Annotated in this window: 10 protein-coding genes; 6 read left to right on the plus strand and 4 right to left on the minus strand. The window is 32.5% G+C overall.

The features are described from left to right. Positions 1-208: 208 nt before the first annotated feature. Together FUA24_RS10255 and FUA24_RS10260 are read left to right on the plus strand one after the other, a co-directional pair. Positions 209-1,792, plus strand: a complete 1,584-nt coding sequence (locus FUA24_RS10255) for a hypothetical protein (protein ID WP_148542015.1) — start codon at positions 209-211, stop codon at positions 1,790-1,792. 97 nt (positions 1,793-1,889) lie between these two features. Next, on the plus strand, positions 1,890-3,188 hold the full coding sequence (locus tag FUA24_RS10260) for a T9SS type A sorting domain-containing protein (RefSeq protein ID WP_148542017.1): 1,299 nt from the start codon (positions 1,890-1,892) through the stop codon (positions 3,186-3,188). Between the two features lie 310 nt (positions 3,189-3,498). Here FUA24_RS10260 and FUA24_RS25140 read toward each other — a convergent pair whose 3' ends face one another. The 4 genes from FUA24_RS25140 to FUA24_RS10275 all read right to left on the minus strand — a co-directional run bounded on the left by FUA24_RS25140 (position 3,499) and on the right by FUA24_RS10275 (position 7,931). Further along, positions 3,499-3,642 (minus strand): hypothetical protein, encoded by a 144-nt coding sequence (locus FUA24_RS25140; RefSeq protein ID WP_187388238.1) that lies wholly within the window; start codon positions 3,640-3,642, stop codon positions 3,499-3,501. Positions 3,643-3,843: 201 nt separating this feature from the next. After that, entirely contained in the window at positions 3,844-6,405 is a 2,562-nt protein-coding gene (locus FUA24_RS10265) for a FecR domain-containing protein (protein WP_148542019.1), read from the minus strand. Positions 6,406-6,454: 49 nt separating this feature from the next. Beyond that, the gene (locus tag FUA24_RS10270) at positions 6,455-7,357 is read right to left on the minus strand and encodes a FecR family protein (RefSeq protein ID WP_148542021.1); all 903 of its coding nucleotides are present in this window, start codon (positions 7,355-7,357) and stop codon (positions 6,455-6,457) included. A gap of 52 nt (positions 7,358-7,409) precedes the next feature. Next, positions 7,410-7,931, minus strand: coding sequence for an RNA polymerase sigma factor (locus FUA24_RS10275; protein ID WP_148542023.1), 522 nt, complete (start codon positions 7,929-7,931; stop codon positions 7,410-7,412). A 197-nt stretch (positions 7,932-8,128) separates the two neighbouring features. Between FUA24_RS10275 and FUA24_RS10280 the strand changes: the two genes are divergently transcribed. The 4 genes from FUA24_RS10280 to FUA24_RS10295 all read left to right on the plus strand — a co-directional run bounded on the left by FUA24_RS10280 (position 8,129) and on the right by FUA24_RS10295 (position 14,082). After that, positions 8,129-8,947 carry a glycosyltransferase gene (locus FUA24_RS10280; RefSeq protein WP_148542025.1) on the plus strand — a complete coding sequence of 273 codons (819 nt, stop codon included), beginning with the start codon at positions 8,129-8,131 and terminating at the stop codon, positions 8,945-8,947. Next, the gene (locus tag FUA24_RS10285; protein ID WP_148542027.1) at positions 8,874-10,271 is read left to right on the plus strand and encodes an ArnT family glycosyltransferase; all 1,398 of its coding nucleotides are present in this window, start codon (positions 8,874-8,876) and stop codon (positions 10,269-10,271) included. Before FUA24_RS10280 ends, FUA24_RS10285 begins: the two co-directional genes overlap by 74 nt. 464 nt (positions 10,272-10,735) lie before the next feature. Further along, complete coding sequence (locus FUA24_RS10290; protein ID WP_148542029.1) at positions 10,736-11,992, plus strand: serine hydrolase domain-containing protein; 1,257 nt, start codon at positions 10,736-10,738, stop codon at positions 11,990-11,992. A gap of 230 nt (positions 11,993-12,222) precedes the next feature. Then, the gene (locus FUA24_RS10295) at positions 12,223-14,082 is read left to right on the plus strand and encodes a sulfatase-like hydrolase/transferase (RefSeq protein ID WP_148542031.1); all 1,860 of its coding nucleotides are present in this window, start codon (positions 12,223-12,225) and stop codon (positions 14,080-14,082) included. Positions 14,083-14,099 lie beyond the last annotated feature (17 nt).

Below are 14,099 nucleotides of genomic sequence, written 5' to 3' on the forward strand. Positions count from 1 at the left end.
CAACAAGAATTTAGAATGTATATAATTTCAAAAAATGTAGTTTGTTTAGTGACAATTGGTGATTAATAGCCAGGAATATAGACCTGTCATAAATATATGACGGGTCTTTCTATTCCTTATGACAACTAACACTTAACAAACAAGTTACCTCATATAGAAATTCAAATTATAAACCCAAATCATAAATTTAATTTAAAACCTACTTATTATGAAAACAAAGAAAACCTATATTCTTTATTTTTTTCTAGTTCCTTTTTTATGGAATTGTTCCAATGACAATGAAAGTTTTTTTTCTGACCCTGAACTCACAAGTCTTCCAATACCAGACTTTAATTATTCGACATCTTGCGAGCCAGCACCAGGTTCAAAAAAATATGAGGTGGGACCGAATAAAGCATTTGAAAATCTAATTGATGTTCCCTTTGAAAATCTACAACCTGGAGATGTCGTTGCTATTTACGCTAGAGAAGAACCTTACTACGAGCGCATTCTTTTAACTCAGAGTGGTTTAGAGGATTTACCCATTACTATCTGTGGCGTACCAGATGCCGAAGGTAATCTACCAACACTAGACGGCACTAATGCCAGAGTAAGACCAACGAGAATAAAGAATGTCGTGGCTTCCTTGGGAGTTGTCGTTATTTCTAAAAGCACTGATGACCGTTATGGTACTTGGCCAAAGCATATTGAAATTAAAAATTTAAGGATTGTAGGAGCCCATCAATACTTAAGTGATGACAGCCAAAGATTCTATGATATGGTATCAGGTGAATTAGTTCCATATAGTGAAGGTTCTGCCGGCATAAGAATTCAGATGGGAGAAGATATCAAGATTGCCAATAACATTATAGAATATAATGGCAACGGGATATTTGCGGTTACAAACGGAGAGATGGAAATGACCAGGAATATTATGCTTTACGATAATATCATAAAAAATAATGGTGCAAGGGGTAAAGACCGTTATCATAATATTTACATAGAGGTTGATGGTCTAACTTCAGTAGGAAACCAGTTTGGTCCTATAAGGGAAGGGGCTTTAGGTGGTAATTACAAAAGCCGTTCTGCTGGAGACAGGATTATGTATAATCGTTTTGTGGGGCCAGCTGCCCGTCAAATGGACTTGGTAGAATCTCAAAATGGTTATGGTTTTATAAACACTTTACCTTCATTTAGAACAACTTACGTTATTGGTAATGTTATTGAAGGGCATGTACAAGGTGCGGCAAGTATTTTACACTATGGAGGCGATGGGGACAATGGCAACCCCAGTGATGATTTAAGACAAGGAACGGTTTACTGTTACAACAATACATTTGTTCTTAAAGGCAATAAAAGCAATTCATGGCGAAAGATGTTTTGCGACCTCAATACTTGCAATGAAAAACTATATGCATTTAATAATATTTTCTACTACGAAAACTCTGGTGGAGCCGCAGATTCAGAAATAAGTCTTTTTAGATACAATGGTAGCGTATCCCATTTTTCGAACAATGTCATTTCTCAATCTGTATTAGCATGGTATAAAACGGGAGACAATCAAAACCCATGTGGTCCTATGGATTTTGATATGATTACAAGTATGCAAATTCCCGATGTTGAATTTGCACTTAATACAACAGATGCCAGGAAGCAATACCATCCGCTATATGAATCTGAAGCTATTGATAACGGAATGGCCATACCGGATTTCCTACCCCCTGTAGATAAGCAATTTAAGCATCCTAATGGGATTCAGGATAGAACTGTTAACGGAGCTGGTATCGATATTGGTGCTTTTGAATTTGAATAAAGAGAAAACAAGCTTTGGTATTGCAGTTCGTATTGCAATACCAAAGATTTTATCTAAATATTAAAAAACTACAATAAACACTAAAAAAAGAATTGTTATGAAAAAAATTACACTCGCTCTTACCCTTGTTTTTATTAATCTGTGCAATGCACAAAACACCTACGTCCCTGATGATAACTTTGAACAAGCTTTAATAGATTTGGGCTATGATTCCGGTGCGTTGGATGATTATGTTCCTACAGCCAACATTAACACGCTTACTACCCTTAATATTGGCGATAAAAACATATCTGACTTAACTGGAATAGAAGATTTTGTTTCCTTAACTCATTTATACTGTCATTCCAACAATTTAAATAGTCTGGATTTAAGCAATAATACAGCCTTAACAACAGTAAGGTGCTATTCTAACAGTTTAAATAGTTTAGATGTTAGCACAAATACATCATTAAGTAGATTGTATTGTAACAACAATAACCTAACAAGCTTAGACATCAGTAATAATTTGGGGCTAAACCAGTTGTGGTGTCACTACAATAATTTAAACAGCTTAGATTTAACTAATAATACAGCACTAACCATTGTTACTTGTGATAATAATGACTTATCCGGATTAGATGTAAGCAAGAATTTAGCACTTAGCCAGTTATGGTGCTATAATAATAATTTAACTAGTTTGGATGTAACCAATAATACGCTTTTAACTCGTTTAAGATGTTATAACAATACTATAACAAATTTAGACTTAAGTGAAAATACTGCTTTAACGCTTTTGCACTGTTATTCTAATAGTATGACTAGCTTAAATGTTAATAATGCTACATCACTGGAAGAATTGTTCTGTGAAAATAATGAATTAAGCAGTTTAGATTTGAGCCAAAATACGCAGTTAACTAATCTAAAATGTTTTATAAATGACATAACGCATCTTAATTTAAGCGCCAACTCATCGCTGGTCGAAGTTCTATGCCATAACAATAACTTATCTGAATTAAATATTAAAAATGGTAACAACGACAACCTATCCTCGTTTAATGCCAATAGCAATAGTAGTTTGTCCTGTATAGAAGTTGATAATAAAAGTTATATGGAGACCTATTGGGCCAATGCCAAAGGACCGGGAGCAGTTTATAGTGAAAATTGTGGAGCTTTAGGTTTAGAAGATGACATTTGGACTGATTTTAGACTTTATCCAAACCCGGCAAAAACGAAGGTTAATATCCACATGGAAAATAGAATGGAATTATACTCTGTTACTATTTATAATAGTTTGGGTACATCTGTTTTCAGCAGTAAAGACGAAACTATAGATATAACAACACTAACACCAGGCATTTATTTTACGGAAGTAAAAACTGGTTTTGGAATTGGTATAAAAAAACTAATCATTCAATAAAAACGACTATTCAAAGTAATAACGAGTAATTAATGATGTAAAACTAGTATAAAAATTTTTTGGCAATTTTATCCACTACGTCATGATAATTACGCCAAGCTTCATAGACGCTTTTAGCTCATTTATGAACCCAATCTTTACATTCTGAGGCATTAGTTGGTTTAGTGAATATATCAGTGGTTGTAATACTGCCTCTTTTTTGTACAGAAGAGGCACGAGGTATTCTCCTTGATTTGCTGTTTTATATTATTTAGACGTGCGCTAAGCTTAGGTGATAGCTTATATGTCCATTTTACATTATATTCAAAAATTAAATGCAGTCTTGAAAGATGAAAATGACTATTCCATCTGCATGAATTTCAGGGAGTTGTAATGTATGGGCATCTACAATAAGAAACCGGTACAACTGATTTTCAACTTGAGTAAAGTCAATATCTTGAAAATCTCTATACATTGGTGAATTCCCCTAGTTGTAATTGCTCCACAAAATTGGCATTTTCTTTGCCTCATAACAAAAAAGCCATTCTTCTCTGCTATAGCAATACAATCTTGCATTTTACTTTTTTAATTACTAAGGAGATACTAGATGTTATCTTAGTATAAACATTAAACTAAAGATAAACCTATTTTCATAAACTCTTATAAATGATCATAATTAAAAAAACAGTCTAAAAGAAATATTCGGTGTAAAACCTAATGAGAAGCGCTGAATAACCTGTTCTAATTTTAAAACGCCATCTTCGTTTTCGGATATGTAGGTGTACGATAGTGGTGTTTTTCTATTATAGATATTTAAAGCCGATATTCCTAATTGCGTTTTCCAATTTTTATTCTTTTTAATCTTAAAATTATAAATTACAGATGCGTCTAGTTTATGATAATCTTTTAAGCGTTCACTATTTAATTTTCCATAGGTAACTGCAGAAGTTTCAGGGTCAAAATTTACAATAGGAGTATAAGGGGCACCAGTTCTGTATTGCCATCCCAGTGATATTTCACAAGTATTTAATCGCAATGTATTTGAAATTCTAAAATTGTGCGTTATATCATTATTTCCAGGGAAATTTTCTGGTTGAATTTTAGGGAAATTAAACTGAACATCGTTATACGTATATCCAGCCCAAACTCTGTAATTATTAATTCGTTTCTTAACTAAAACATCTATTCCTTTAATATTACTCTTTCCCTCATCAAGTTTTAACGTAGGGGTGCTAAAACCATTGGTAGCAGATGTTAGTCCAGATATTCTTTTGTAGTAAGCATCAAAATCAATAGTCCAGTTATTTTTATCAAAAAGTAAGCCAGCAGATACTTGATCACTTTTTAGTATTGGACTATTTTTCCTATTAGACAATTGCCAAATACTGTTTTCTAACCTTAATTCACCTTGATTAAATTCAACAATCTGAGAAATAGGCTGGTAGCGCCTTTCTAAGCTGCTTTTTATTCTCACGGCTTTATTTATTTTATATTCTAAGTTTATTCTAGGCTCTAGATAGATATCTCTCAAAACTCGATAGTTAACTGCGCGTAAGCCTAAACTAATTAAACTTGTATTTTTTGAGTTAAACTTGTAATCAAAATACATTGCGTTTTTAAGATTATGGTTCTTGTCTCTAAGATTTATATTGTCGTCCTCATCTAATTCTTCTAATTGGGCAATCTCTATATCTACATGACTATTTGAAATCTGATATCCAAATGCCAAGTTTTGTCCCTTTCCTATATGTCTAAACGCGTTTAGGTTAAGACCAGTTTCTGTAATAAAATTATTTCTGATATTGGTTTCATCTAAAGTAGCATCTACAATTTCTTCATTTAAATATTCAGATCGGTACCCAGATATATAAAATGTAATATCCTCATAACTGTGTTCTGAACTCTTATGATTCCATTTTATACTTAGTCCACTATTTACTGTTGCCAAATCGTCTATTTTTATAGTACCATCATTATGAAAGGAAAAGTCTAAATCGTTTCTAGTAAGAATGCCACTAAAAATAAATTTGTTTTTTTCATTGGGTGTATAAATTAATTTTGTGTTTATATCGTGAAATGAGAAATCGAAAGTACTCGTATCAATTGAAAATTCATCATCACTTGGTACAGTAATCATTTGTCCCAAGCTATTTCTAACAACTCCAAAATTCCTAAACACTTTTTCAGCGTAACTATCAGAAGTTGGTGTGTTTAGTATATCGTTGTACGATCTTCTAATAAATAGTTGTGCTCCAAGTTTCTTAGATAGAGGAGCTCTTATATATCCATCAATACTAATGCCATCCAATCCAAAACCACTTTCAGTTTTCTGTGGAATGTCTTCTCCCGTAGAGATATCAATTACCCCAGAAATACGGTCTCCATAGGCTGCACCAGACCCTGATTTAAAAATGGTAGCCTTTTTTGTGGCGTATGGGTTAAACGTAGAGAACATACCATAAAAAAAGCCCGTGTTAAATAGTTTTATATCATCAAATAAAATAAGATTTTGGTCTGGAGAACCCCCTCTAATTTGAATGCCAGATGTGGATTCATCTGGACTATTTATCCCTGGAATTAATTGTATGCTTTGGAGCAAATCGGGGTTTACAAGCCCTGGAAGTATGCCTAATGAATTACTATTAACTTGTATGGCCCCATCTTTCTGCCTATCCATTCCCGTGGTTACGTACCCCGAAATGATAACTTCATCTAATTGTTCATTTTTAATGACAAGATAAATGTTAGGACATGTTTTTTTACCTATTACTTTTTGAGTAGCATAACCAATGCTGCTTACTTCGTATGTCTCCTGCTCTTCGCCGCTGATTGTAAAGAACCCTTCAGAATTTGATAGAACCTCTTTGCCAGTTGAGGATTGTATTAATGCATTGGGTATAGGTTTATTATTGTCTTTGTCTAAAATATAACCACAAATAATACTTTGATTTTCTTTTGGTGAGATAATTATTTGATTTTCCGATATTTTCTCAAAACGAAGGGCTGTTTCGGATTCAAGAATTACAAGTAACGCATCCAATTCAATTTTTTTGGTATTGCATGTTACGTTTTTATCCTTTATAAGATCTACTGCATACGAAAAACTTACAGCATAATGTTTTTCTAGTTCTTTAATAATGGTATTTAAACTTGTATTATTAAAACTAAAACTACGTTTCTCTTGAGTGTTCCCTAATGCATAAACAAACAGAATAATAAGAAAAACAAGTCTCTTCATAAATACCAATAACGTTTTGAGGTAGGACCCTAATATAACGATAGTAATATTAATCTGAAAGTATGTAAGTGTCTTGTTCTTTTTGATACTTTATACCCATTGGAACTAAGGTGGATTTTAAAGCTAGATCTAAATCATGATGCTTAAAACTTCCAGAGTAGAGTCTGTCGGTATCAATGTTCTTAGTATTGAAACTAATGTTGAAATATTGAGATAATTCTTCTAAGACTAAGTATAAAGGTTGCGCATTAAATTTTGATACTCTTGAAAGCCATGAAGGAGAGTTCTCTTGTAAAGTAGTTTCCGTTAAAACATTGTTTAGGATGTTTACTTGCATTCCTTTTGTTAGTGTTTTAGCAGAAAAAGCTTCATCTTTATTTGAAAGTTCAACTTGTCCTTCGTAACAGGTTAATTCAAAATTAATTCTGTCTTTTATATTAAACTCGGTACCCAAAACTTTTACGATATTATTGGATGCTTCTACAATAAAGCCATTACCTTTTTGAACTTTAAAAAGGGCTTCTCCCTTTAATTTTACCAGTTTGTTATTTAACCAAAAGAAACGCTTGTGAGAAACGCTGGAATTAGCATTTAACTCTATAACAGAGCCATCATCTAAAACAATTGTTTGTATACTCCCAACCTCATTAGAATAAGTTTTTGATGAATTTAAATAAAGGCCAACCGAAATGACTAAAACTGCAGCTATACCAACAGTCTGCCATAGGCGAATTGCTTTTGAACGCTTTTGTTTTAATTTTGTGCTTCTTTTAACTTCTAGTAACGCCGCTTCCACATCAATTTCGGGGCCACTTAACAATTGTGATTCTTTATTTATAAATTCAAATTGTTTGTAGGCCTTTGTTTCTTTGAATTTCGAAAGTTCTTCCTTCGAAAGCTCTCCAGAAATCCAGCGTCCCAAAAAGGTATCATTATTATGGCTCTTTTCCATTATTTAAAAGGAGTTTCTATTACTATGACATTTAAAAAGAACTTCACCCTACTTAAAATTTAAAATGTTTTCCAAGTTTCTCATGTAATTCCTTTAAAGCTAAACTCATTCGTCGTTCTATTCCTTTTACAGTGAGTCCAGTTATCTCAGCAATTTCCCTGTAAGTTTTGTTCTCAACTCTACTTAACAGAAAAACTTCTCTTTGTTTAGCATTAAGATTGTTTATGGCTTGTTTCAGTTCAACTCTGAACTCCTCAATTTCTATCAGAAAATCAGGGCTTTCATAATTTATACTTTCCTTGGTTGATTTTTGATGCTTTAGTACTATTTTTTTATGTGCAACTTCGTTTAGAAAAGCATTATTACATGCGGTATATATGTATGATTTTACTTTTGAGTAAATTATGGAAGCACAAAGCCTCCAAATTTTTATAAATACATTTTGAACAATATCTTCTGCTTGTTTTAAATCGCCGCATTTATAATAAATGTACTTTGTAGTGGGCTCATAATGTTTTCGAAATAACTCATTAAATATTTTTTCTTCGCAGATAGAAGGTTCTTTTTCCGTCATGTATTTACTGGATAATTAGGTCAAAAATAATCAAGTTTTAAAAAAAACATAAAAAAATAGGGTATACTTCGTTTTAAATGTATTAACTTAAAAGGAAGTATACAATCTTGCTTTAATAATTGACGGTTTAACGAATAGAACATTTAAAAATCTATTCGAGTATGATAATTTTTAATAGATTTCAATTGTAAATTTTAATGTTAGGTTATAATAGGCAGAATAGGTTGGTAATAATAATTCCGTGTTTTAACGAATCTCAAAGAATTCATAAAGATGCCTTTATTGAGTTTTTGAGGAACAATGAGGAATGTATTATTGTATTCTCTAATGATGGGTCTACAGATAATACGCTAGAAGTTCTAACCGAAATCAAAACCTGTTTTTCAGATAATGTTATAATCTATAATTTAGAGTCAAACAAAGGAAAGGCAGAGGCTATTAGAGAAGCGGTGTTACATTGTAAAACCTTAGACTTAGAGTTTAATAAAATAGCCTATATAGATGCCGATTTATCTGTTAAACTTAAAGAGTGTTTAAAAATTGCTAAAAAAGTAAAGAAGGATAATTTTTTAGCCTTTGGCTCAAGAATACTTAAAATAGATACCCGAATTCAGCGAAAGTCTTTTAGACATTATACTGGTAGATTACTAGCAACCATTACCTCCAATATTCTTAAGTTTCCTGTATACGATACCCAGTGTGGCTGTAAAGTTTTTACTAAAAAATTGGCATACGAAGTATTTGAGGATAAATTTATTTCGAAGTGGCTTTTTGATATCGAGTTGTTTCTTAGAATAAGAGAAGCCTATTCTAAGGAAATCTTAATACAACGCTCAAAAGAAGTGCCTCTTAAATCATGGTTAGATACAGATGGTTCTAAAGTTAAATTGAATTACTTTTTTAAGCTGTGTTTAGACATATACCGAATAAATAAAAGATATAATGATAAAAATAAACAGAAACAACTTTCTTCTAATAGCCGTTATCTTTCTATTTTTTCTAAGAGGTTTCCTTAATGCTTATTTACCCTTAATGGATAAGACCGAAGCTAGATATGCTGAAATATCTAGAATGATGGTCGAAACCAATAATTGGGTAACCCCACAAATAGATTACAATACACCTTTTTGGGCAAAACCACCTTTATCTACTTGGCTATCTGCCTTGAGCATGAAACTTTTTGGGGTTAATGAATTTGCAGTAAGGTTACCATCTCTATTGTTAAGTTTACTCTTGGTCTTACTAATGAAATACTTTGTAAAAAGTAAGTTTGCATTTTATTTGTTAGGGTTTATTTTAATGACCACTCCAGAATTTTTGCTACATGCTGGTGTGGTATCTACAGATACTACGTTAGCCTTTTGCATTACAATGATCTTTTTAAGTTTCTGGAAAGCTGTTACAGAAAGTAGTTCTAGGTTGTGGGGGTATTTAATTTTTGCGTTTATCGGCCTAGGACTTTTGGCTAAAGGACCAATTGTTTTAATTCTTACAATACCGCCAATTTTCATTTGGACTATTTATTTTAAAGAATACAAACTTGTATTTAAGCGAATTCCTTGGTTTATAGGAACTATTTTAAGTTTAGTTATAGCGGTACCATGGTATATTATGGCAGAACAAAGAACAGAAGGGTTTTTAGAATATTTTGTTATTGGAGAACATTTTAAAAGGTTTTTTGATTCTAGTTGGAAAGGTGATAAATATGGGTTCCCTAAATCTCAGCCTTTTGGTATGGTATGGGTATTCCTATTGGGGTTTGCATTTCCTTGGATTCAAATATTAATTAAAAGGCTGTGGATTTCAAGACGAAATGTAATTAAAGATAAATGGATTTTGTTCTTAATGCTTTGGCTGTGTTGGTTGCCAGTATTTTTCACTTCTTCAAAAAGTCTCATTCATACTTATATACTTCCTGTTATGGTTCCAGTTGCGTTACTCATTAAACAGTATTGGGAGGCTATTAAAATTAAAAAAGCAGTACTAATATCTAGTTGTATACTGCCAGTTTTGGCAGTTGTTATCATTATTGTGAGTCTGTTTAATAGAAATTTAGAAACGTATAGTAATACAGATAAATATTTAATTCTTAGTACTAATAAAACAGATAGCAATCTTTATTATTTTGGTGAAAAAAGTTATTCTAGTCAGTTCTACAGTAATGGTCAAGTTAAAGGCATACTAAATGAAGAACTAATCAAAAAAATAGAGGACAAGGAACAATTTAGAATTATAATTCCCAATAGACGATTAAAAACTATTGATCAATCCATCATGCATAAACTTGTGGTAATGGACTCAAGTTATAAAACTAAGATTTATAAACATATAAACAACTAAGTGTTGGATACTTAGTCAATTTTCTTCTTAAATATTGAATGCGTTCATGAGTATTATTTGCTAGTGCGTTGAACGCTTACACTTATTCCTGTGTTTTTAAGGTAAATTATGTAAATGGTATAAAAACCTAAACCACCGTCTTTTTGCCCTAACTGAGCAGTTTCTTTTTTCGCTTCTTTTAGTTTTAATAGAATTTCGCGGCATCAATCAAAAAAAACAATCCATATGTCAATTAATTTAAAACCAGAGGGTTATGCACAAAACCTTATACTTAACACGAAGGTTTACAACCTAAAAGAACAGCTATATAATCTTCTAATAGCCTTAGTAAAGCCTAAAAATTAATAGTTGTAATTCCGAACGTTCCGAATCATAAATCCGAACGATTCAAAGGCCTTCATATGCCATTTTTGCAACGTAAAACAATAAATAATCATTAAACATCAATTAAAAAACGAATAATCATGACAATTTTAAACAAATTAAAACTAGCCGTTTTAGTACTAGTAGTAACTTTCAACTTTTCTTGTTCCAGCGATGATGGAGAACCAGTAGACCAAACTCCAAACGGTATAGCAACAGTAGAACAACTATCGGCTTACCTAGAAAATTTAGTTAACACAAAAGACGTACCTGGTTTTTCAGTAAATGTAGCTGTTGAAAACACTGTGGTATTTAATAAATCCTTTGGCTATGCTAATATTGCCTCTAAAACGCCTTATACCAATCAGACAATAAATAATATGGCATCGGTAAGCAAGGCATTTTTAGGTGCTGCTACAGCAAAAGCTATTGAACAAGGGTATTTTACTTTAGATACACCTATTAACGATGTTTTGCCTGTGGAAATTCGAAATCCAAAGCAGCCAAATGCAAATATTAAAATTAAAGATTTGGTGACCCATACCTCTGGAATTGTTGATGTACCATCTACATATTTGGCTAGTAATTATTTCATATTACCCGGACAACCTATAAACACGAATGCTGCAAACATCATGATAAATGATTTAGGTATGCAACAAATGGAACAAGTGGATTTAGATGACTATTTGATAGAAATCTTTACAGAAGATGGAGATTTATATAACCTTGATAATTATTTAGATGCAGCTCCGGGTACAACGTGGAGTTATTCAAACGATGCATCTTCTTTAATGGGATTTATAATAGAGTATGTTTCAGATCAATCATTTGATGATTATGTAAAGGAATATGTATTAATGCCGTTACAAATGACAAACTCAACGTTCAATTTATCTGAAGTTGATTTTTCAGCAATGGCAACCCAATATTTAGATAACAATTCAGAATTTCCAAGATATGGTAACCATGGATACGTTGAAGGAGGACTTCATAGTAATAGTGATGATATGAGTAAATTTTTATTAGATATGATGAAAGGTGCTAGAGGAGAGGCTTCAACCTTATTTGCATCAGAATATTATGATTTAATGTTTACCAATCAACTAGCATCTGGAGTTGTGCCAAATTCGTTCGCAGAGAACCACGGATTGTACTGGTATATGAAAAATGGCAATATAATTCATGGAGGAAATAGTTTAGGAGTATCTACACATTTACAATTAAAACAAGATGGTTCGTCTGGTTTCTGTATAATAACTAATATGGACGGAACTTTTACTAACAATACTCCAAAATGGGAAGAAGTAAAACTTTTAATTTCTCAAGCTGTTGAACAATTCATTAGTAATAATTAGAAAAAGGAAAATACAATTTAGTTTTAGTTAGGTTTTGAATTATACTTGGTAGAGCTTGTTAAAATATTGACAAGACTTTACCAAGTATTTTTATTATAACCATTTGTGATGTTTATATATCATTTTTTTAGAGTATTGATATTTTATGTATAGTAGATGTGTAATGTTTTAAATACAACGTAATAAATAGCTTTAGTAGTTTTAAATACCGAAAAACTAAACTATATATTATGAGTGTTTCTTTCCCTAAATGGGCTGGAGTTTTGTGTTTTATATGTGTATTTAATTTTATAAGTGCACAACAAAAGCAACCCAATATTCTTTGGATAATAACAGACGATCAAAGAGCAGATGCTTTAGAGTGTTACAATAGAGCCACAACTGGAAAAAGTGAAAGCCAATTGGGTTTTGTAATGTCTCCCAATATAGATAAGCTTGCTGAAGAAGGTACAATGTTTGTTAATGCGTATAACAACTCTCCAATGTGTGCTATATCTAGAGCATCAATGCACATGGGGCGTTATCCGTTTCGTTCGGGGCATTACAAATTCTTCTCACATCAAGAAGCCGATGTTTCTAAACCTCTAATTTCACAAATATTAAGAGAAAAGGGTTATGGAACTGCAGTTTTTGGTAAGACACATTGGTCTGTTAGCAAAAACAGAAATAAAAAGAAGAACCAACCAAATGACATGTTCGATTTGGTGGTTAGTTTTAAAAGTGATCTTCAAAATAAGGGCTTTGGAGATATTTTTACTAGTGGAGCAACTGTAGAATTTCCAGATGGCATTTTCAAACTAATAGATAGAAAGGAAACAGCAGTTTATCCAGATGGTACAAGATATAAATACATTACCAACGATATCATTAACGGTGTTCCAGAAGCCGATAGAAAGATACATGCTAAGGTAGATGAAGATTTTGATATCCTTAGAATTTATACAAGACCTCATAATACATTAATAATAGGTGGCGAAAATCCACATCCAGCTGGTCAAACTATTGATGGACTATTGGTTAAAGAGGTAAAAAGTTACCTTAAAAACGCCAATACCTCATATAAAACATTGTCTGGTAGACAGGTTGATGGCGTAAACACAACTAAGCCATTATTTCTTAATTTAGGCTTTACGTGGCCTCATACACCAGTATTGCCGCCAAAGGAATATAGAAAACTCTTCAAAAATAAGAGGTATGCTATACCTGAGTTTAGTACAGAGGAGTTATCTAATTTCCCTCCCCAGCTGGTAATTCATTACAATGAATGCAAATCGGATCAACTTAAGAAAGAAGAAAAACTTCAGGCTATAAGGGATTATTATGCGTTTTGTGCCTATGGCGATGCGTTAATTGGAGATGCCGTTGAGGCTTTCAAAAAATACAATCAAGAAAGGGGAGACGAATGGTTAATAGTATATACTGTGGGGGATCATGGTTGGCACTTAAATGAGCAAGGCGTAATGGCTAAGTTTGGCCCTTGGAAACAATCGGTTCATGATGCAATAATTGTGGTGTCTTCAGATAAGTCTAAATTTCCTGCAGGTAAAGTAATTAGGGATATTACAGAATATGTTGATTTTGTGCCTACCTTTTTAGAAGCAGCTGGTGTAGATACTTCAAACGAAAAATATGAGTATCTTGATGGATACAATTTACAAGATGTTGTTTCTGGTAAAGCGCCAAAACGAGAATATGCTTTAGGTGAAATTAATGTGGTTAATGGGCATAGAGCTTATATGAGAAACGAGCATTTTGCGTTTTCAATGCGTACCAGAGACATGTGGGACAATATTAAAAGCCCAAACCAAAACAAAAATGTACGTTGGACGCTAACTTGCGATAGACCTAAAGCCGACATGGCGCTTTATGATTTACGTGTAGACCCTTTAGAAAAACGCAATTTGGCAGATCATAGAGATTATAGAGCCTTGGCGGATTGGTTTAGAGAAAAATTAGGAAACATCACCTTAGGAGACGGACGGGTAGAATGCGATTGGTCTCTTACCAATAGTTATAACATAAGTAATTTTGCAGGAGGAGCAGATGATAAAAAGCTTAATATTCCTGAGGATATTATTCCAAAAATTTAAAATATAAACTAAAGCAG

The organism is Seonamhaeicola marinus, assembly GCF_008085455.1.

Bases quoted from the DNA above. Each gene is read 5' to 3' on its own strand.
- FUA24_RS10255 (WP_148542015.1), top strand. From the start codon at position 209: ATGAAAACAAAGAAAACCTATATTCTTTATTTTTTTCTAGTTCCTTTT.
- FUA24_RS10260 (WP_148542017.1), top strand. From the start codon at position 1,890: ATGAAAAAAATTACACTCGCTCTTACCCTTGTTTTTATTAATCTGTGC.
- FUA24_RS25140 (WP_187388238.1), bottom strand. From the start codon at position 3,642: ATGTATAGAGATTTTCAAGATATTGACTTTACTCAAGTTGAAAATCAG.
- FUA24_RS10265 (WP_148542019.1), bottom strand. From the start codon at position 6,405: ATGAAGAGACTTGTTTTTCTTATTATTCTGTTTGTTTATGCATTAGGG.
- FUA24_RS10270 (WP_148542021.1), bottom strand. From the start codon at position 7,357: ATGGAAAAGAGCCATAATAATGATACCTTTTTGGGACGCTGGATTTCT.
- FUA24_RS10275 (WP_148542023.1), bottom strand. From the start codon at position 7,931: ATGACGGAAAAAGAACCTTCTATCTGCGAAGAAAAAATATTTAATGAG.
- FUA24_RS10280 (WP_148542025.1), top strand. From the start codon at position 8,129: ATGTTAGGTTATAATAGGCAGAATAGGTTGGTAATAATAATTCCGTGT.
- FUA24_RS10285 (WP_148542027.1), top strand. From the start codon at position 8,874: ATGATAAAAATAAACAGAAACAACTTTCTTCTAATAGCCGTTATCTTT.
- FUA24_RS10290 (WP_148542029.1), top strand. From the start codon at position 10,736: ATGACAATTTTAAACAAATTAAAACTAGCCGTTTTAGTACTAGTAGTA.
- FUA24_RS10295 (WP_148542031.1), top strand. From the start codon at position 12,223: ATGAGTGTTTCTTTCCCTAAATGGGCTGGAGTTTTGTGTTTTATATGT.